The organism is Paenibacillus sp. FSL R5-0475 (genome assembly GCF_038004585.1).
Lineage (GTDB): Bacteria > Bacillota > Bacilli > Paenibacillales > Paenibacillaceae > Paenibacillus_AQ.
Map to the genome: position 1 here is coordinate 5,972,402 of NZ_JBBORK010000001.1, position 18,770 is coordinate 5,991,171.

At 44.5% G+C, this 18,770-nt stretch carries 18 protein-coding genes; 11 read left to right on the top strand and 7 right to left on the bottom strand.

The window, feature by feature from the left end:
• Positions 1-102: 102 nt before the first annotated feature.
• A complete protein-coding gene (locus MKX41_RS26755; protein WP_042184368.1) occupies positions 103-1,554 on the bottom strand; it encodes a hypothetical protein in 1,452 nt (483 codons plus the stop codon).
• Positions 1,555-1,634: 80 nt separating this feature from the next.
• On the bottom strand, positions 1,635-2,849 hold the full coding sequence (locus tag MKX41_RS26760) for an MFS transporter (protein WP_339799949.1): 1,215 nt from the start codon (positions 2,847-2,849) through the stop codon (positions 1,635-1,637).
• Between the two features lie 161 nt (positions 2,850-3,010).
• On the opposite strand from MKX41_RS26760, the gene MKX41_RS26765 reads away from it, so the two are divergent.
• The 5 genes from MKX41_RS26765 (at position 3,011) to MKX41_RS26790 (ending at position 8,086) form a co-directional block, all read left to right on the top strand.
• Positions 3,011-3,430, top strand: a complete 420-nt coding sequence (locus MKX41_RS26765; protein WP_339799951.1) for a pyridoxamine 5'-phosphate oxidase family protein — start codon at positions 3,011-3,013, stop codon at positions 3,428-3,430.
• 147 nt (positions 3,431-3,577) lie between these two features.
• Positions 3,578-4,252 carry a response regulator transcription factor gene (locus tag MKX41_RS26770; RefSeq protein ID WP_076285173.1) on the top strand — a complete coding sequence of 225 codons (675 nt, stop codon included), beginning with the start codon at positions 3,578-3,580 and terminating at the stop codon, positions 4,250-4,252.
• On the top strand, positions 4,249-5,664 hold the full coding sequence (locus MKX41_RS26775; protein ID WP_339799953.1) for a HAMP domain-containing sensor histidine kinase: 1,416 nt from the start codon (positions 4,249-4,251) through the stop codon (positions 5,662-5,664). The genes MKX41_RS26770 and MKX41_RS26775 overlap by 4 nt, the downstream gene beginning before the upstream one ends.
• 801 nt (positions 5,665-6,465) lie before the next feature.
• Entirely contained in the window at positions 6,466-7,041 is a 576-nt protein-coding gene (locus MKX41_RS26785; RefSeq protein WP_339799955.1) for a sigma-70 family RNA polymerase sigma factor, read from the top strand.
• Positions 7,031-8,086 (top strand): hypothetical protein, encoded by a 1,056-nt coding sequence (locus MKX41_RS26790; RefSeq protein ID WP_340973867.1) that lies wholly within the window; start codon positions 7,031-7,033, stop codon positions 8,084-8,086. Before MKX41_RS26785 ends, MKX41_RS26790 begins: the two co-directional genes overlap by 11 nt.
• Positions 8,087-8,460: 374 nt before the next feature.
• Here the strand turns inward: MKX41_RS26790 and MKX41_RS32365 are convergent, their stop codons facing one another.
• A complete protein-coding gene (locus tag MKX41_RS32365) occupies positions 8,461-8,718 on the bottom strand; it encodes a hypothetical protein (RefSeq protein WP_405175478.1) in 258 nt (85 codons plus the stop codon).
• Between the two features lie 350 nt (positions 8,719-9,068).
• Between MKX41_RS32365 and MKX41_RS26800 the strand changes: the two genes are divergently transcribed.
• The 4 genes from MKX41_RS26800 (at position 9,069) to MKX41_RS26815 (ending at position 11,905) form a co-directional block, all read left to right on the top strand.
• Entirely contained in the window at positions 9,069-9,980 is a 912-nt protein-coding gene (locus tag MKX41_RS26800) for an ABC transporter ATP-binding protein (RefSeq protein ID WP_042184378.1), read from the top strand.
• Positions 9,977-10,693, top strand: coding sequence for an ABC transporter permease (locus MKX41_RS26805; RefSeq protein ID WP_076285176.1), 717 nt, complete (start codon positions 9,977-9,979; stop codon positions 10,691-10,693). The genes MKX41_RS26800 and MKX41_RS26805 overlap by 4 nt, the downstream gene beginning before the upstream one ends.
• Before the next feature lie 2 nt (positions 10,694-10,695).
• Complete coding sequence (locus tag MKX41_RS26810; RefSeq protein ID WP_076285177.1) at positions 10,696-11,430, top strand: ABC transporter permease; 735 nt, start codon at positions 10,696-10,698, stop codon at positions 11,428-11,430.
• A 109-nt stretch (positions 11,431-11,539) separates the two neighbouring features.
• On the top strand, positions 11,540-11,905 hold the full coding sequence (locus MKX41_RS26815) for an ArsR/SmtB family transcription factor (protein WP_042184384.1): 366 nt from the start codon (positions 11,540-11,542) through the stop codon (positions 11,903-11,905).
• Between the two features lie 55 nt (positions 11,906-11,960).
• Here MKX41_RS26815 and MKX41_RS26820 read toward each other — a convergent pair whose 3' ends face one another.
• Positions 11,961-12,722, bottom strand: coding sequence for a CPBP family intramembrane glutamic endopeptidase (locus tag MKX41_RS26820; RefSeq protein WP_340973870.1), 762 nt, complete (start codon positions 12,720-12,722; stop codon positions 11,961-11,963).
• Positions 12,723-12,954: 232 nt separating this feature from the next.
• On the opposite strand from MKX41_RS26820, the gene MKX41_RS26825 reads away from it, so the two are divergent.
• Positions 12,955-15,201, top strand: coding sequence for a heavy metal translocating P-type ATPase (locus tag MKX41_RS26825; protein ID WP_340973872.1), 2,247 nt, complete (start codon positions 12,955-12,957; stop codon positions 15,199-15,201).
• A 72-nt stretch (positions 15,202-15,273) separates the two neighbouring features.
• Here the strand turns inward: MKX41_RS26825 and MKX41_RS26830 are convergent, their stop codons facing one another.
• The 3 genes from MKX41_RS26830 to MKX41_RS26840 form a co-directional block, all read right to left on the bottom strand.
• On the bottom strand, positions 15,274-16,236 hold the full coding sequence (locus tag MKX41_RS26830) for an L-lactate dehydrogenase (protein WP_042184390.1): 963 nt from the start codon (positions 16,234-16,236) through the stop codon (positions 15,274-15,276).
• Positions 16,237-16,408: 172 nt separating this feature from the next.
• Positions 16,409-16,909 (bottom strand): CcdC family protein, encoded by a 501-nt coding sequence (locus tag MKX41_RS26835; protein ID WP_042184392.1) that lies wholly within the window; start codon positions 16,907-16,909, stop codon positions 16,409-16,411.
• 236 nt (positions 16,910-17,145) lie between these two features.
• Positions 17,146-17,406, bottom strand: a complete 261-nt coding sequence (locus tag MKX41_RS26840; RefSeq protein WP_042184394.1) for a GlsB/YeaQ/YmgE family stress response membrane protein — start codon at positions 17,404-17,406, stop codon at positions 17,146-17,148.
• Positions 17,407-17,655: 249 nt separating this feature from the next.
• Here MKX41_RS26840 and MKX41_RS26845 point away from each other — a divergent pair, with 249 nt between their 5' ends.
• Positions 17,656-18,705: a lactonase family protein gene (locus MKX41_RS26845; protein WP_340973874.1), complete on the top strand. Its 1,050-nt coding sequence runs from the start codon at positions 17,656-17,658 to the stop codon at positions 18,703-18,705.
• Positions 18,706-18,770 lie beyond the last annotated feature (65 nt).

The window sequence follows — 18,770 nt, forward strand, 5'->3', positions numbered from 1 at the left end:
GCTGAAGGCGTTTATGCTTGCATACGGTGTATTATAGACGGCTGTTCTCGGAATGTCTAGTAGCACGCTCCTAAATTTTTCAAATCTCTCCGTCCGTTTTCATTAATCCAGATCTTTATGTTTCTTGCGATGACGCCGCTTAAGCTCAGTAACCAGAGCACCTAGCGTAAGGACAACACTGATCATTATCCCGCTCATAATCACGAAAAGAGCAAGAAACTCAAAGGGGGAATAGCTAACCATCTTACTCCATTGAATCTTTCCATCCAGATCGTCAATGACTTGATTCATGCCATAAATCCCACTTACCACCGTAAATACAGTGAGGATCATCAGCAGATTATCCCGGCGCTTCGACTGGAACTTATCTTGATACTGAAAAAGGTCAGTCAAGGTTTCTTTTACTTCCTCGAACAGAGCGTCGTTCCCGTATACTTTACGCAGCTGAAGAAAAATCTCCCGTCCTTGCGACTGTGAAATCAGCTCCAAGAAATAGAACTTTGCCGAGAATTTATTAATCGAGTAGATTAAATTATCGATCTCATCATAATCGTGGTTTATGCGTAGTCGGGAATGCATATTTGCCAGCTTTAGCAGAACGATTTTGTGGAAAATATTGAGTAGAAATCCGTAATAATATTGCCCGTACATCTGGTTGGCGAGGCTAACGGCGATCTTTGGTTCAGCTCGGGTTAGACAGCAAAAGGTCTGCTCATTCATCATATAATACGAGTCTGGGCCCCATCGATTATAGGAATGCTCATGACAGTAGTTCGCAATATACGCTGGATCGCTGGCACTGGCATAGGGCTTCCCGTTCAGATCAATTCCATCAAGCTGAGAGGCGCGATAGCGTATATTTATACTAATCTCATCAGAATCCCCTTCACTCTGAAAGCCATAAAAGGCTTGCACCTGCATTCTTTCATCTACGAAAAAGGGAAGGGTCTCGAAATAAGCCCCATTGATATCCGAGTGATCCAGAAAAGGCTCCAGTCCATCCACCAGATTTCGGAAGACAAAATCCTCTACCATCTCATAGGTCTGTTCCCCGCAATGGATATAGGTGTAGTCATCCTGTACGAAGGTATTCTCAAGCGTCCGGAAGCGGTCCGCGAATTCCAGTGCAATACTAAAGGGAATCGAATCCCCCTCAAGCTGGACACGTATCGTCACAAATCCAAGCTGAAAAGGACATATGAATATATCCGTCGAGAGAATTTTAAAAAATATAGACTGCTGAGGAATCTCTAGAATACAGTCCAGATTATTGACTCTGGAAAAGCGGCGGAAAGAGTCTACATCCTTCTTGCGTGGAAAAAGAATGTGTGCAGCAAACGGTAAATAGGTGCGCTCCATCCGTTCATGGGAAACACAGTGATCTTCTCCGTAATAGGCATTTTCTAACTCTTTATTATCCAGAAAAAAACGTGTGAAGCCATCATCCTGCAATTGTTGGATAAGCTTCTTAGAATCACCCTTTTTTATTGAAAAGGGAAAAATAAACTGCATAAGCGCAGTATGTAATAAAGGCTCAGTTGAAAGCTTATCCATTCATCGTCCATCCTTGTGCTCAGAATATGCTTATAGATGACATTACCCTAAAAGGATTAGGTTGATACCATTTTAACATTCTAAATACTGGAACTCTTTCTTTGGACTGCTTGCCTGGATTGGAACCTCCATGCGGCAATGCTCAGCAAGAACAAGAAGGCGGCAAAACCGGCAAGTAATCCAGCAGTTTGTACCACCTTTAGATGGTCCATAGACCAGCCCATGAATAGGGGCAGCAGAGCTCCACCGACACCTCCAGCAGCGATCATTATGCTGGGTGTTGATTCTTCGGCTCCTGGCAGCATCTTGCTGGAGAAGACTAAAGCTATGGAGAAAATACCGGACATAAATAGCCCAAGTAGCATAATTACGATGAATGCAGCTAATAGATTATCTGTGAACGGAAAAAGAGCCAGCAGTAACAAGGTCAGTAAACAGCTACTTAAAATATATACACGGTAAGAAATTTTCTCTGCAATCACTCCAGCAAACAATCTTCCCGTAGACATAGCTAGCCAAAAGAAAGTGACTGTCAGCGCCGCCGCAGATTCTGTCATCCCTAGCTTGGCGATAAAGATGGCGGGCATAAAGTTGACCAGACTCATCTCCGTACCTACATAAAGAAAGAAGAAAAGGATGAAGATGCCCAGCAGAATCCATTGTTTCCCTTTATACGGAAGCTGTTTGCTGGACTGCGAGGAATGTGCGGATGCTGAGACTTTGCGAGGTGCTCGCTCGTCCAGTATGCGCTGCAGATTCCCAAAATGGCCTCTTCCCCAGAGGATGAGAGAAAGTAATGAGAAGCCAGCGACAATTAGGAATGCTAATCTCCATGCTCCGGTAGCAATGAGCGGACTGGCGATAAGAGGCATTACAAGTGCTCCTATCCCAAATAGGACTTCAAGTCGGCTCATCGCGATCGCGGTTCCTTCTGTCACAGCTCCGATAATGATGGTGCCGATGACGGCTTCGATCATACCGAAACCAAAGCCAGCCGCAACAGCAATGACATACATCCACTCCCAAGGGGGTAGAAAAGCATACGCAATCTCAGCAGTCAGGAGAAGGGCGGTGGCGATAATGATGCCTCCTCGTTTCCCAAAACGGCGATTGAGTAGGGGAGAGACAAGCACACCAGCCAGAAAACCAGCGAATTGACTAAAGATTAATTGCCCGCCGGCACTATAATTTTGGTCATAATGCTGTAGCAGAACGGGAAGAATAGATCCCAGCACTACATGAGCAAGGCCAATGACAAAGTAGGAAAGACAGCCGATCCAGATCAGTTTTTTCACGAAGTAAGCTCCTTATATTGAAAGTAGTTTATGGAGTAAGGTCGGATTCAATGTGAACCGGAAGGGTACATTATAATAAGCACCATTGTTATGATAAATCCAAACGGTGAGCTTGGATATATAAACTTTTGTTTACATGCTTGAAGGGAGAGATTTACGTAATGGATAACAAACAACTGGAGCAACTCATTATTAGAGCATTGGATGACAACAAGTTTGGTTCCTTTGGTACGATCGAAGAAGGAAATAAACCGAAAGTACGTTACATGGCCATTTTCCATGAGGGTTTGAAGATTTATTTAGCTACGAATCGCAAAACTCATAAGGTGGAGGAATTATCGAATAATCCGAATGCTTTTTTGCTGCTTGGATATGAGTCAGGCGGAAGCAAAGATGTGCTGGAGATTGAAGCCACCGTTGCCGTTTCTAAAGATGAAGGGCTGCGCACAAAGGTGTGGAACAAAGAGCTGGAGCCATGGTTTACAGGGTCTGATGACCCTAATTATGTGATTCTTGAACTTACTCCAACGCGTATTGAGTATGTTGGCAGTAATAAAGAGCACGGCGTGTGGACTCCCTAAACCAATTTAAATCGATTCCGGAAGCCTTCCTATCCCCCACGGGTTTAGGAGGGCTTTTTTAAAAGATAAGTCCCTGAGTGACCTGTTAAAACATGTTATAATGACTTCAACTTTTTACGTAATTTCTCAGGGGAGGACTTAAAATACATGACCGTTACTCTGTTATATATTGAAGATGATCATGAAATCGGCAGCGTCGTGTCTGCGGATTTAAGTGAGCGTGGTTATAGTGTGCGTTGGCTGCGGAGCGGGGAGGGAGCGACGGAGGAAGCGGCGCCTTGTCAATTGGCCATTCTGGATGTAATGCTTCCTGGCCTGGATGGCTTTACTGTCGGACAACGATTGAAGCGGGCGTACCCTAAGCTTCCGATCTTGATGCTCTCTGCGCGAACCTCTATTGATGATAAACTGCAGGGGCTTGAATTCGCGGATGATTATTTGACGAAGCCTTTTCATCCGGATGAATTGGCTGCCAGAATTGAAGTGCTGCTCAGGCGGAATGGGGCATCTGTTCAGGATTCGCTCACGCTTAAACACCTAGTCGTATATGAAGGGGATAACCGAGTAATAAATGCTCAGACACAGGAAGAAGTCATGCTTACGGGTAAGCAATTTCAGATTTTTTCTTATTTGCTGCGTCATCTCGGCCAGATTATGACGAAGGAGCAGATTTATGAAGCCGTCTGGGGAGAAGCCTATCTCGAAGGGGATAAAACTTTGATGGTACATATACGATATTTGCGCGAAAAGTTAGAACTTGATCCGGGCAATCCCGAAATTATAGAAACTGTCCGGGGGATCGGATATCGGGTAAGAGCATGAGGGGGTTAGGGCGCATTCGCAAGCAGCGTAACTCCTCTTTGCTATCGGGATATTTGCTTATTATTGTTTCTGCACTGCTTTTTATCCCTGTGGTCCTGCCGTTATCTTTTGTTCTCTACAATATGGTTAATGAAGTGACTAAAGGGGCTCCACCTGTAGACACCTCTCTGTATTCGAGTGTTGCAGCGCTGGAGACCATGTGGCATAAAGAGGCGCTTCAATTGGAAGATGCTTCTTCAGAAGGCATAAATGAGCGGCTACATGAAATGAGCCGGAAATACACTGAGGCTACTATGTTTTGGGTAGATGGGCAGGGAATGACCCAGTTGATTCTCACACCTGATGAAGGCAATCCGGACCATGGCAGCGGAGTTCCGGAGCAGTGGACGGCGGCTGAGGCTATTTTTTTTATGAAAGAAAGTACAAAACGTGATCCTTTAGCCATCGTCGCCTTCATGGGAGACCGAGTGGATGCGGGTAAAGGGTTTATGGTAATGCAAATTCCAAACAAGCTGCTCAACAAAGGGGCTTATGGGGGAGTCGGGGCTTGGGCTTTGTATTACTTTGTGCTCTTTGTACTTTTTGGAGGGTTCGCACTGGTTTCTTTGCTGTTCTTTAGAAAAATACGCAAACGGCTACTACAGCTGCAAACCGCGATGACGATTACGGGACCGGATAGAATGCCTAAGTCTATTATGACGGGCAAGCTGGATGAGATTGGCAGACTGGAGGAAGCTTTTAACACGATGGTGGCGAAGCTTGACGAAAGTCGAAAGAGGGAAATCGAAGAGGAAGAGCTGCGTAAACGTCTAGTATCTAACCTATCTCATGATTTGCGTACACCACTAACGGTTATTCGCAGTCACATCCATGTAATGACTAAAGAGAGCTTAACCCCGCAAGGACAACAGTCCTTAGAGCTAATGGATAAGCGTATAGCAGATCTTAGCGTCTTAATCGAGAATCTTTTATCCTACAATCTCCTCAACAGCGGACGGATCACTTTGAAGAAGGAGCGTAAAGATGTCTTGCGCTTGTTGCGGGAAAGTGCTGCTGCTTGGTACCCCGTATGGGAAAAAGAGAACTTCGAGATCGATATTGACCTGGAGGCTGATCCGCTGTTCTGGATGGTGGATGAGGTCTGGTTCCGCCGTATTCTTGATAATCTGTTTCAGAATATTGTACGTCATGCCAGCAGTGGTCTTTATGTAGGGATTTCTACGGAGTCCCGTAATGGGCAACGTGTTATTTTGATTACGGATCACGGCAGAGGTATCCAGAGTCCATCCGATTACAAAGGGGCAGGATTAGGGCTGTCCATCGTGGATCTGTTAATGAAGCATATGGAGTTAGAGTGGGATATGGAGAGTACAGGAGATGGAACTTCCGTAGTAATCTTTAATCCGCTGTAGAAAGAAAATAAAATCTTAGACTTACCATCGTCATTAAGCTCTCACGGGAAAAAATAGTCAATAAAAACGAGCTCAACGGCACCTGTTTTAACAACTAACGAGCAGAATAGCGTAATATATTTGGTTGTAGTTATAATGTTTAATAGGGCCATTTAATGGTTCCAATTCTTAGGAGTTACCAATGACCTGTGTTGAAATATTTCGAAAAGGGGCAAGTTGTGTGAAAAAGACTGAAAAAATATACAACACTACAGTAGAGGCAACTTTAGAGGTGATGGTGGGAAATGGAAACCTGTTATTCTCTTTCATCTGACATTCGGTAAGAAACGTAATAATGAATTTAAGAGCTGGAGTCTAAAGGAACTCCTACATCTGATGTGCCGTTGGGGGGATTCGCATATAGAGAGAAAGTACGAGGGAAAGGCTACCGTTTTGGCTAATTCAATGCTTACAGGGGCCCCGCCAACATTTTAACGAAAATATACGCTAAGGACTATCCAATAAAACAAAAGCCGGGTTTTCCTACTCTAAGGAATCCGGCTTTTGTTTTATTCTCGTAGTGGACGTAATGTTTAATACTTGATACCCCTTTACGACAGCCAGTGATCAGTGTGATTAGACTGAAAAATAAAGCACTAGACAGGCCACGGCTGCCATAAGGGTCGTTGCACTCCTGGTAGTCTTCCTGATCGATGGTCGTCGACACTCAGCCTTTTGCAAAAAAAAACAAAGAAAACCGAACCTTTTTTTGATAGAGAGGCAATATAGTGTGTAAGCAGCTTACTTAGGAGGGCCCTCTGAATGCAAAGTGAATACATGTACCAGTTACTCATAAAAATGAAAGATGGTGATCAACAGGCGTTTCATACGATGTATGATGCCACCTATCAGGACGTCTACCGGACAGTCTCCTTTCTGGTGGATCATCAGCAGGATCGGGAAGATGTCATGAATGAGATCTATATGCAAATGTGGACATCACTTGCTAACTACGATACGAACCGACCTTTCCACTTCTGGCTACACGGCTTGGTAATCCGTCAAGTGCAGAGATTTCGGGTCAAGAGCTGGCGGAGATTCCGAATTTTTGAACGCATTCGTGCCTTCTCTCGGGAAGAGTCTCATTGGGATCAACCTGCTGTGTTGATGGATGGGACGAATCAAATGATATCGAAGGCAATCCAAAAACTGACCGACAAACAGCGAACGGTGATTATCCTCCGCTTTTTTCACGACTATACTCTTGAGGAAATCGCGACATTGCTTGATATTCCGCTGGGTACAGTCAAGTCCAGATATCATGCTGGCCTTCAGGCGCTTCGAAAAAACTTATGGAATCTCCCCCCAGAAAGGATGGAAAAGATCAATGCTAACTGAACGCAAAATCCGTGAACATCTGCACAAAGAGGCAGAAACTATGGAGTGCCCTCCGGCTATTTCCAAACGTATAGAACAGTCTTATTTTCAATATTTGCAACCAAAAAGGAGCGGAATAACCATGAAAAAACGATTAATTGGTGGAATAGTTGCTGCTGCGATTTTAATTCCAACCGCAGCATATGCGGCCCCTACCCTGATTGAAATGTTTACTAGAACACCAATGACTGCTGAACAAGTCAAGGTGGATGAGGTTGGCAAAGCAACACTTGAGAAGCTGTATAGCACATTTCCCGAAACAAAATCTTTTGAGATAATCGATGCAAGCAGCGTTCAAGGTGTCCAAACAAGCATCATACTGCAGGAAAAAGAAGGAACCGGTAAAAAGATTACCCTTCATACAAACAGTATTACGGGTGCGATTGAACACGTGATTCAAGAAAACTGGGAGCCTAAAGAGAAGCCAATCACTACTTTATCCGATCAGGAAATCAAGTCGAAGGTAGATTATCTAATTGATAAAATGTATGGCAACATCGAAGAGTACGAATTTGCTATGGAGAAAATGGAGAACCCGGATCAAAAAACGTTTATGTTGAATTACACCAAAAAGGGATCAAAAACACCGTTCTATCAGGTATTTGTTCAGAGCAATACAATCAGTGTTTCTCTGATCGGAGGTGAGACTACACCTTCAAACATTAAAGTAGAAGGTTTTTTCTCTAGAAATGGTAAGCCTGATTATTCTGCTGATGCCTATCTAAATGATGCAAAACTGTTTTCTTTACTAAAAATTAGCCCAGAAGAATTAAAACAAGAATTAGCAAAAGGTAAATCTGTTGTGGAGATTGCAGCATCTAAAAATGTCTCTAAACAACAAGTAATTGATGTCATTGCAAAAACACAGGTTGATGGACAAATTCAAGGTGAAATTAATGGTGAAGTTCCTAAAAGTAATCGTTCAAATGAACAACAGTTAAAAGCTATTGAACCAAAAGTATTACAAATTATTGAACACAAAAATGAAACACCATCGAAGAAATAACAAGTCAAGGCGCATGAGGTATAGAACCCAATGGATAATCCAGAGCCAAAAACGATCATGTTGAATTACACTAAAAAGGACAAGGACTGAACTAAACTGTTCTTCCAGGTATTTGTTCGAGGCAATACAATCAGTGTTGGGTTGGTCGGAGAATAGGAGTACAAAAACCTCGATTCTGAATGGTGACCCGTAAGATGGAACACTTTTAAAAAGTGTCCCCTCCTGCGGGTCATTTGTGTTTAATCAAAAGCACGAATGGACAGAACGGAGATTCTTAGGCGTAAAATTAGAAACGCTGCAAAGCTTAAAACCACATAAAACAAAACCAAATGTTGAGCACGTATAAGGTAGGCATTCTTAATTTATACGGTAATTTACGGGATGACTTTACGCTTGCGGAAGTCGTCAAAGATGTTCATAAACATTTCTTCGGTATCGACGAATTCGTGAAAGCCTAAACGTCGAGCCGTAGTTCCGTCGGCAAAAAAATCGTAGTCCCATGCAAACACGAAATCGCCGAATAGCCAAGAGGACACGTCTTTATAGGAATGCCGAGCAAGCCCATGCTTCTCAATCATTTTGTTCCAAAGCTGCTCCTTGTCCGCCATGACAACGTCTAGAGACATCTGCAACGGAGGCGCTGTTTCCATGCCAAAGTATTGAGCGATTTTCGGCTATAACTCATTCCAACGAAACAGGTCGCCGTTCGTAATGTTGAATGCCTGATTCGCACAGCGCTCGTCGATCGCCGCCCATACTGTTGCCTTTGTGAGAAGCCGCAGACTACAGAAGGACGGAGTGGCTACCAAGTCCAAGCCTTACCCTTATGCCGTTGTTCTAAGAAATCTTGCTGATTAAACAGCGGCGGTCTAGGACTTTATTTTCATTGAACATCCATATCGTCAAATTTAAACAAAACTTAAACTTCGTGCCGCCTTGTTCTTAACCTTGGGACGTTATGCTAATTACCGAGGTGAGGAACATGAAAGAAACAGTGATTGAAACGAAGGATTTACTAAAAAAATACCGTGGCCGGGCTGCGGTGGAAAATTTAAATTTGAACATCCGCAAAGGAGAGATCTATGGCTTTCTTGGCCCAAACGGGGCAGGGAAAACAACAACAATTCGTATGCTGCTTGGACTGATCACTCCAACATCAGGAAGGATTGAAGTCTTCGGCCAGGATCTTCGCAAGCATAAACTGCAAATTTTGCGGAAGGTAGGGTCGCTTGTCGAGTCTCCATCCTATTACGGGCACTTAAGCGCTGTGGATAATCTTGAAGCCATCCGGCGTATCCTTGGTGCTCCGAAGTCACGGATTGCTGAGGTGCTAGATATTGTCTCCTTAACAGGGGAAGAGAAGCGTCCAGTTAAAGGGTTCTCCCTTGGGATGAAGCAGAGACTAGGTATTGCTGCTGCCTTGCTCGGGGAACCGGAGCTGCTTATTCTGGATGAGCCGACGAACGGACTTGACCCGTCAGGGATTCAGGAAATTCGCGGACTGATTAAACGATTGCCGCAGGAGCAAGGGATTACCGTCGTAGTATCCAGTCACTTGCTTAGTGAAATTGAGCAAATGGCGGATACCGTAGGGATCATTCGTCAAGGGCAAATGGTGTACCAAGATAGTATAACGAATCTGCAGCGGCAAGCCGGGGGAGAAATGCGGTTAGCAGTCTCGGACCCGGAGGCCGCGCTGCGTCTTGCTGAAGAACGGGGGTACACAGGGATACTTCAAGACCAAAAGCTAGTCTTCTCCCGGATGATCGATGCAAGAGTTGCCTTGTTAGTCAAAGCCTTGGTAGAGAATGGGCATGCTATTTATCGTGTAGAGGAGCGGAGACAATCACTTGAGGACTTCTTCCTGCAGGTTGTAGGAGGAGAGGAATCATGATGTGGCGGGCACTGTCGGCGGATTGGCTCAAAATCCGTGGCAAGGGACTCTGGTTTCTAGTGTTTCTTGGACCGCTTGGACTTGTAGCCATGCAAGGCTTGAACTTCGGCCTTCGTTATGATTATCTTCGCGAGCAGTATAGTGCAGATTTATGGGGTGGGCTTCTGAACAATGTGGCTGCATTTGTGCCCATTGCTCTCTTTCTTGGAGGGACCTTAGTATGCTCGTTGATTGCAAATGTAGAACATCAGATGAGCTCGTGGAAGCAGCTCTTGGCACTACCTATCTCACGTACTTCAGTATTTATGGCTAAGCTGGTGTTATGTTTGGTGCTAGTGGCGGTTTCTTGTTTGTTGCTCTCGGTGGGTACAGTTGGTTTAGGGCTTGTTTTGGGCTTCAAGGTCGAACTGATTCCGTATTTGGATGTGTTACGAATTGGCTTTATGTCCTATATTGCAGCATTGCCGGTTATTGCTTTACAGCTGTGGCTTTCTCTGGCTAACCGTAATCAGACATTGCCAGTTGCTCTTGGAATAACCTTATCTCTGGTGTCTATCTTCTCCATGTTACTTTCGGAGTGGGTTCCTTTAACATGGCCATATATGGCTTGGGAATCTTCGCATCGTCTCTTATTTAGCGGTGCAGGGTTGCTGCTGGGGCTGCTGATTCTTTTGCCGGGTGCACTGCACTTCGCACGAAAGGATGTGGATTAACGATGAATTCATTTTGGAGAGTGTTGTCGGCAGAACGATTAAAAATGTCTAAATCATATGTCTGGCTTTTAGTTATAGGCAGTCCGATTTTAGCATTACTTCCCGGGGCATTGGCGGATAATCAAGGGGAGAAGATGAGTTGGGAACTGTTGTTAAATGTGATGTCCATGATGCATGCCTTGCTGTTTCTACCTGTGCTTTCGGGTATTTTCGCAGCGCTGATCTGTCGTTATGAGCATCATGACGGAGGCTGGAAGATGTTGCTGTCTCTGCCTGTGACTCGGTTATCAGTGTACCTCTCAAAATATGTGATGATTATCGGATTGCTGGCTGCGGTTCAACTAACGTTCCTGGTGATGGTGCTGGGAATGGGTTTTTTCCGAAATATTCCGGATTCGATCCCTTGGTCGCTGCTGCTTAGCTCGGTATTTGGCGGCTTTATTGCCTGTCTGCCACTCGCTGCACTGCAACTGGCTATCTCTCAAGGCTGGAGCAGTTTTGGCGCACCGCTGGCGCTGAATGTGAGTCTGACCATTCCTAATATGTTGATCGCCAATTCTTCAACCTATGGCCCCTATTATCCTTGGGTACAACCGATGTTGGCTATGATGCCGTATGGTGATGACACGTTTGGGGCTTTTAATTTACCGTTCGAAACGCTGATGATGGTAGTGGGCGGTAGTTTTATTGTGTTTTTTGCGGCAGGACTATTCTCCTTTTATCGTAAAGCGGTCTGATTTACAGCGATTCTTATAAACGCCTTCTCCATGGACATCCAGAGCTGGTTTTCATATAATTGAGGAAAACAATCAGCAAAGCTGACTAGCTGGTGGAGGAGGCGATAGCATGGAGCCAACGGCATTAGAAGATTGCGATAACACATGCAAGGGTTCGGAGCTTGAACCGGAATCCATTGCATTGATTCTGCCTGACCGAGAAATAACGGATAAAATGGCAGAGATGTTCAAAGCGTTGGGTGATCCCACACGAGTGCGGCTTATTTACGCTTTGTCCCAGAAAGAATTATGTGTACACGATTTGTCCGTGATCCTTGATATGGGACAATCTGCGATATCCCATCAGCTCCGCTATTTACGGAATTTACGAATTGTGAAGCGTCGTAAAGAAGGAAAGACGGTATTCTATTCGCTCAACGATGCGCATGTAGAGCAGATTTTTCTGCAGACGCATGAACATGTCCGTCATGAATAGCTGTATTTTTCAAAAAAGAGCGGTTCTCCGATTATTGGAGAACCGCTCTTTTGCGTTAACTAGATTGATTTAGGTTGCTCGATAGGGTTGGTTTTCTAAAGGATAGAGCCAGCCAGAGACAATGCACAGCGAGTACGAGAAGGATGAATAGATCGATCCCCATATATTCGCTTGTATTATCATTTCCAACAAACTGAATCAGATTATGTACAAAATGAAACAATATCAGCGGTAGAATATTATTATTTTTCAGCATCAATAAAGAAAGCACAAAACCGATCAGAAGAGAATATACGAGCTGTAGGAGGATTTGCGTCATGTCTGTACCGGATAAAGCATTAAGCAAGTGGGTAATAGAGAAGAGTATGCTTGAAGTAATCACAGCCGTTTTAGCGCCCTTAGTGAGTAAAGTCTTGAAAATCAATCCGCGGTAAATACTTTCTTCCACAAAGGCTACAAGCAGGGTGAAGAAGATAAAGAACAACACCTCAGACGTACTGATCTCACGAAAACCTTTAAAGGATATGGTGATCAGGACGACAGCTAGAGGTGCGTAATAGATCCACTTCCCAGAGGAAATGGTATTCAGAGGACGGAAGCCAAGATCACTCCATTTGTTCTTAACCGTGAAGTAGATGATCAGTACAAGCGCGATTGGAATAAAGGAGATCAGTACAGGGGCGGTATACGAAAGCTCTTTAATTGTAGCGTAAGTCCCGGCGGCAGATACAGCTAAAAGTAACAGCACCTCAATAATAACAACGGTCCAAACTGGGTATTTCTGTGAAAAAGAAGACGTCTTGGCTAGCTTTGACATGGTCTACATTCATCCTTCCTTCTGTGTAATTTAGTTGCCAATTCATCTCGGGTGCAATCATACATGATTTACCATATTTTCACGAAAAAATCAATTTATTTAATTTTTATGAGAGCGGAGAAAAATGGTGTATATGACGTATTGACCTTCAAAAATAAAGGGAATATAATAGCAATAAGAAAACATATGAACAAGTGCTCATATATGGTTTTTATTTGAGGAGATGTGCCGTATGGATACGATGCAAGGAAAAGTAAAACGTCAGTGGGAATTAGAAGGCTTAGATTGCGCCAATTGCGCAAGGAAAATCGAAGATAAAGTGAAGAAAATCGAGGGCGTATCGTCTTGTTCCGTTAATTTTGTTACGAAGACAATGACGATGGAAACCGCCGCAGGTTATGAGGAATCGGCGATTGTTGAAGCAAAGAAAACGGTGAAGGCGCTTGAGCCCCATGTAAATGTAAGAGAGAAGACTCAGGGCAGTCGCAAGCTGCAGAATAACGGTAGTCATAAGCATGGAGAGGATCACAAACATGGCCATGAACACGATCATCAGGCTGCAGACGGACATAAGCATGATAATGCGGATGGTCACAGCCATGGCCACAGCCACGAGCATGGAGAAGGCGATACCCGTAAGATTCTACTGCGGTTAGGTGGCGGTGGGATACTCGCGCTTGCCGGAATATTCTTACCGGTGGAGGGTGTAGTAGAACTGCTGATTTTCTTAGCAGCCTATCTCATCGTGGGTAGTGAAGTTGTCTGGCAGGCGGTTAAGAACATTATCCGGGGTCAGGTATTTGATGAGAATTTCTTGATGGCTCTTGCAACCATCGGTGCTTTTGCGATTGGTGAGTATCCAGAGGGCGTAGCGGTTATGCTCTTTTACCAAATCGGAGAGTTGTTCCAAGGTCTAGCAGTAAACCGTTCACGTCGATCTATCACGGCACTTATGGATATCCGTCCCGAATTTGCTTACCTTAAGCTTGGAAATGATCTAAAACGAGTCTCTCCTGAGGAAGTGTCGATCGGTGATGTGATTGTTGTGAAACCGGGTGAGAAGGTACCTCTGGACGGAACGATCCTTGAGGGAAGCGCCATGATGGATACATCAGCACTTACCGGGGAGTCTGTACCGCGTTCGGCTGGACCGGGAAGCACAGTATTAAGTGGATTTATTAATCGAAACGGCGTTATTACGATGCAAGTCACACAGACCTTTGGTGAATCAGCCGTATCCAAAATTCTGGAGTTGGTACAGAATGCTTCAAGCAACAAAGCCAAAACAGAGAACTTTATTACTAAGTTTGCACGGGCTTACACACCTATAGTAGTGATCACAGCTGTCCTGCTAGCTGTCGTTCCTCCGCTAGTAATTAGCGGGGCAACCTTCTCAGATTGGATTTACCGGGCGCTTGTATTCCTCGTAATCTCCTGTCCATGTGCGCTTGTGGTCTCGATTCCACTTGGTTTCTTCGGAGGGATTGGAGCAGCTTCACGCAGTGGTATTCTGATTAAAGGAAGCAACTATCTTGAAGCGCTGAATGATGTGAAAGTAGTTGTCTTTGATAAGACCGGAACGTTGACTAAGGGGCAATTTAAGGTTACAGGAATTTATCCGTCAGGTGGCAATTCTAAGGATGAATTGCTGCAGACAGCTGCTTATGCGGAGAGCCATTCGAACCATCCGATTGCCGAATCGATTAGGGCAGCTTATGGAGAACAGATTTCTAAGGAAGCGATCTCGAATTACAACGAAATCTCCGGTCATGGGATCGGGGTTTCGATTGAAGGCAAGACCGTACTTGCAGGTAACGCGCGTCTGATGGAGCGAGAGGGCATAGCTTATGAGGTGCCTGCGCAAAGCGGTACAGTTGTTCACATCGCGGTGGATCATCAGTATGGGGGTTATCTGGTGATTGCAGATGAAGTGAAGGAAGACTCGCAGCAGGCTATTCAGAGCCTCAAGAAGCTTGGCATCCGTAAAACGGTGATGTTAACTGGCGATGCTTCTTCTGTAGCTGAAGATGTTGGGAAGCAGTTAGGTGTAGATGAGGTTCACGCGGAGCTTTTGCCGCAGCATAAGGTAGAGGCCATCGAGAAGCTGGATCGTGAAAAGTCACATCGCGAGAAAATTATTTTTGTCGGTGATGGAATTAACGATACCCCAGTACTAGCTAGAGCAGATGTTGGGATCGCAATGGGCGGACTGGGCTCCGATGCTGCGATTGAAGCGGCAGATATTGTAATTATGACCGATGAACCTTCGAAGATTCCTGTTGCTATCGGCATTGCCAAGCGTACACGGATGATCGTATGGCAAAATATTATTTTCGCTTTAGGTGTTAAAGCTATATTTCTTATTCTCGGCGCATTTGGGATTGCCACGATGTGGGAGGCTGTATTCTCAGATGTTGGGGTAACCGTGCTGGCTGTACTGAACAGTATCCGAGCATTAAAGGTTAAAGATCAAGGATAAAAAAATCGCTCTTTAGGGTATTGGTGTTATTCACCGATCCCCAAAGAGCGATTTTTTCCGTTTGCAGGAGAACTAAATGCTGTCTTCCAAGTGTAAGCTCTCAATGCCTGAGCGAACAATGCTGCAGGAGGCGTTGAATTTCTCCGCTTCTTCGGTGTTTAGGTTAAGCTCCAGTAGCTCTTGAATTCCAGTGTTGCCAATAATGGCAGGTACGCCGGTACATATACCACTTTGCCCGTACTCTCCATCCAGAATTGCGGATACGGCAATGATCTTATGCTCATCATTCAGAATGGAACGAGTAATGTAAGCCAGTGCGCTGCCAATACCGAAATGTGTGGAGCCTTTTTTGGTAAAAATCTCCCAGCCCGCATCTTTGGTCTTGCGGGAGATATCCTCCAGATCTAGATGCTGGAACCGCTCACGATGCTGATCCATAATTTGCAGGATGGGCTTACCGCCAATCGTCACATGTGACCAAGCTACAAACTGGGATTCACCATGTTCTCCAAGTGCGTAGCCGTTTACGCTGCGTGGATCGATGGAGAAAACATCAGATAGCAGTGTCTTTAGGCGCGAGGAGTCAATGGAGGTTCCTGTACCAATAATTCTGTGGCGAGGCAGCCCTGATATTTTCCATACCATATAAGTGACAATATCGACTGGATTAGCGGCGACTACGAATATTCCATCGAATCCCCCAGCCATAATGTTGGTAATAATTTCTCTAGTAATGACTGCAGAAGCTTCCAGGACGTCAAGTCTTGTCTGCCCTGCCTTTGGATTAGCGCCGGCGGTTAAGATAACTACATCCATTCCTGCGCAGTCGCTATGGGTTCCTGCATACACCTTGGTGCGTGTGCTTGTGAAATCCATGCAGTGTGAGAGATCAAGTGCTTGTGCCATAGCGCGGTCATAGGTGCGGTCGATCATCATGATCTCGTCGCAAATTGCCTGATTGACCATGGAGTAGGCGCAGCTGGAACCGACCATCCCGGCACCGACGATGGCAACTTTTCTTGATTTACTTTTCAATTGCCTTGACCTCGCTTTCTATTGTTAGGTATGCATATATTTTAACGTATCCCTCCACAAGTTACCTAACATCGGACACAGAAAAATGTTTTTTCCTACAAGGTATTCATCCACGTAAGAAGCCATCTCAATCGTATGAATTGAAATGGCTTCTTAGAATAACAATATATACTTATGACTGTAAGGACTGTGCCTCCGAGGAGGTCATAGCTTTATAACGTTTGTACATAAAGAATCTCCAATGAAGAATCATTCCGAAGGCTAAGATGAAGAATAACCCACCGGACTGAGGGATACTGACATAACTATTAATAAATTCATGAAGTAAGGTGCGAACTAAAAGGAGTCCGAGCAGAATGAAAGCAAAGCTCTTAGAACGCTGAGCATAAATTTGTCCATCCCGTTGTTCGAAGTTTGTGCTGCGTATTAGAGGATACGCGAAGATGAACCAGCCAATCAAAAAGGCGAGTGCTGCCCACCATAAAGGAAACCTAACTTCAGGTACAACGAACATGGCAAAGCCAGTCGACATCCCGAGAGGTGGAATCCATATTTTTCGAATGGTAACCGGACGTGCGCTAGCTTTTAGACGAATAAAAATAACCATTAGCGCCATGAGCAAGGTCCCTATAGTGGAGCCGATATGTAGGAGTGAGGGGTTAATGCTACCCATGATTCACGACCTCTCTATGATTTGAGTCACTTTTATCTCCATTATAACAGAAAAACGATGGCAGAACATTGAAGTGTAGCCGCTGTATGGAGGTAGTAGCTCCGTGAAAAGCACTGCATACTACATTAAGTAGAAAGAGGCCGAAAACACCAAATAGCAGGTCAAGGTAGTTAACCTTGACCTGCTATTTTTTTTAATAATATAAGTAGTCCAACAATTATTGGTTCAGCCTAAGCTTATGAACGGCTACGCCCATTTGTTGAGCGAAGAATAAGGCTGACGATAAAGATCAGAACAACGGCCCCGATCAAAGAAGGGAAGAAATAGAAATCACTTACTTTAGGTCCCCAGCTTCCCAGAAGCACGCCACCGAGCCATGAACCGATAATACCTGCGATAATGTTACCAATTACCCCGCCTGGAATATCTCTGCCCATAATCAGACCTGCTAACCAACCAATGATCCCACCAACAATTAACATCCATAAAAAACTCATGTTACTTCAACTCCTTCGTTTTGTTGTTTTCGATGTCTACTATTAACCTTGCCAATCATGTTTAAACCACTTGTAAAAACTTACTACTGCCGGGAGAGTTAGGAAATGGCTTCAAAATTGAACTCGATAATGTATTACAACTATAAACATGCTATAGTGAAAAAATATTATAAAATACTGAGTGAGTTGCTATCAGTAAAGGGTAATTAAGAAGTAAATACAATTTATACAAACAAAGGAGTCGCTACTATGGAACGGCTTAATGAGGTATTGTTTTATGTGGGAACGTACAACCCTGAAGGTGAGGAAGCTATTCTACTCTGCTCACTTAGTCCTTTATCAGGGGAAATGAAGATTCTTGAGGGTACTAAGGGCATTGAGAATCCATCGTTTTTAGCAGTAAACAGCACAGGCAGCGTGCTCTATGCGGTTAGTGAGAAGGATGAGGGCGAGGTTTATGCTTTTGCTATTGATCCTGTTACTAAAGCGTTGAGTCCACTTGGAAGTCGTCCTACGGAAGGTGGCGCTCCTTGTTATGTCTCGATCAGTCCTAAGCAAGATTACATATTCGTCTCTAATTATTCCGGTGGCAATGCCAACGTATTTCCAGTAAATGAGGATGGTTCGCTTCAGGTCATGTCTGATCAAGTGAAACATGTAGGTTCAGGAATTCGTGAAGACCGTCAGGAAGCTCCGCATCCACACTCCGTCATTCCGGATGGAAGCGGCAAGCATATACTGGTTTGCGACTTGGGACTGGATCAAATCCTGATTTATCGCCTTGAAGAAGGTAAGCTGTCTAAGCATCGGGAGATTAATCTTCCACCAGGTTCAGGCCCACGCCATTTGGCGGTACACCCTTCAGGACAATGGATTTATCTGGCGAATGAACTAAACTGTACCGTAACGGTATTTGCTAATGATGAGCAGAATGGAAACCTCAGCATTTTACAGCATGTCAGCACGCTTCCAGAGCAATATAATGCGGGTAGTGATGATACAGCTTCCGATATTCATGTATCGCCATGTGGTAAATTCTTGTATGTCTCAAACCGGGGACAAGATAGTATCGCCTTGTTCCATATTGAGGGTTCAACAGGTCATCTTGAAGCGGTAGATTGGCAGGTTACAGGCGGACGTACTCCGCGTAATTTCGCCATTATTGGTGGCAAGCTGCTCGCTGCGAATCAAAATAGTGATATTATTACTTCGTTCTCCATCGATAGTGACAGTGGCAGATTAATTCCTACAGGGAACGAGCTGAAGATAAAGACACCGGTCTGTATTCAAGCCGTGTAGGCTGGGAATAGGTTATTGTATGTTTCCATATTAGAGGCTATTCCCCCAAATTCATCAAAATAAAA

Excerpts from the sequence above, each read along its gene's own strand:
- MKX41_RS26755 (WP_042184368.1), bottom strand. The coding sequence starts at position 1,554 with ATGGATAAGCTTTCAACTGAGCCTTTATTACATACTGCGCTTATGCAG.
- MKX41_RS26765 (WP_339799951.1), top strand. The coding sequence starts at position 3,011 with ATGGATAACAAACAACTGGAGCAACTCATTATTAGAGCATTGGATGAC.
- MKX41_RS26770 (WP_076285173.1), top strand. The coding sequence starts at position 3,578 with ATGACCGTTACTCTGTTATATATTGAAGATGATCATGAAATCGGCAGC.
- MKX41_RS26775 (WP_339799953.1), top strand. The coding sequence starts at position 4,249 with ATGAGGGGGTTAGGGCGCATTCGCAAGCAGCGTAACTCCTCTTTGCTA.
- MKX41_RS26785 (WP_339799955.1), top strand. The coding sequence starts at position 6,466 with ATGCAAAGTGAATACATGTACCAGTTACTCATAAAAATGAAAGATGGT.
- MKX41_RS26790 (WP_340973867.1), top strand. The coding sequence starts at position 7,031 with ATGCTAACTGAACGCAAAATCCGTGAACATCTGCACAAAGAGGCAGAA.
- MKX41_RS26800 (WP_042184378.1), top strand. The coding sequence starts at position 9,069 with ATGAAAGAAACAGTGATTGAAACGAAGGATTTACTAAAAAAATACCGT.
- MKX41_RS26805 (WP_076285176.1), top strand. The coding sequence starts at position 9,977 with ATGATGTGGCGGGCACTGTCGGCGGATTGGCTCAAAATCCGTGGCAAG.
- MKX41_RS26810 (WP_076285177.1), top strand. The coding sequence starts at position 10,696 with ATGAATTCATTTTGGAGAGTGTTGTCGGCAGAACGATTAAAAATGTCT.
- MKX41_RS26815 (WP_042184384.1), top strand. The coding sequence starts at position 11,540 with ATGGAGCCAACGGCATTAGAAGATTGCGATAACACATGCAAGGGTTCG.
- MKX41_RS26820 (WP_340973870.1), bottom strand. The coding sequence starts at position 12,722 with ATGTCAAAGCTAGCCAAGACGTCTTCTTTTTCACAGAAATACCCAGTT.
- MKX41_RS26825 (WP_340973872.1), top strand. The coding sequence starts at position 12,955 with ATGGATACGATGCAAGGAAAAGTAAAACGTCAGTGGGAATTAGAAGGC.
- MKX41_RS26835 (WP_042184392.1), bottom strand. The coding sequence starts at position 16,909 with ATGGGTAGCATTAACCCCTCACTCCTACATATCGGCTCCACTATAGGG.
- MKX41_RS26840 (WP_042184394.1), bottom strand. The coding sequence starts at position 17,406 with ATGAGTTTTTTATGGATGTTAATTGTTGGTGGGATCATTGGTTGGTTA.
- MKX41_RS26845 (WP_340973874.1), top strand. The coding sequence starts at position 17,656 with ATGGAACGGCTTAATGAGGTATTGTTTTATGTGGGAACGTACAACCCT.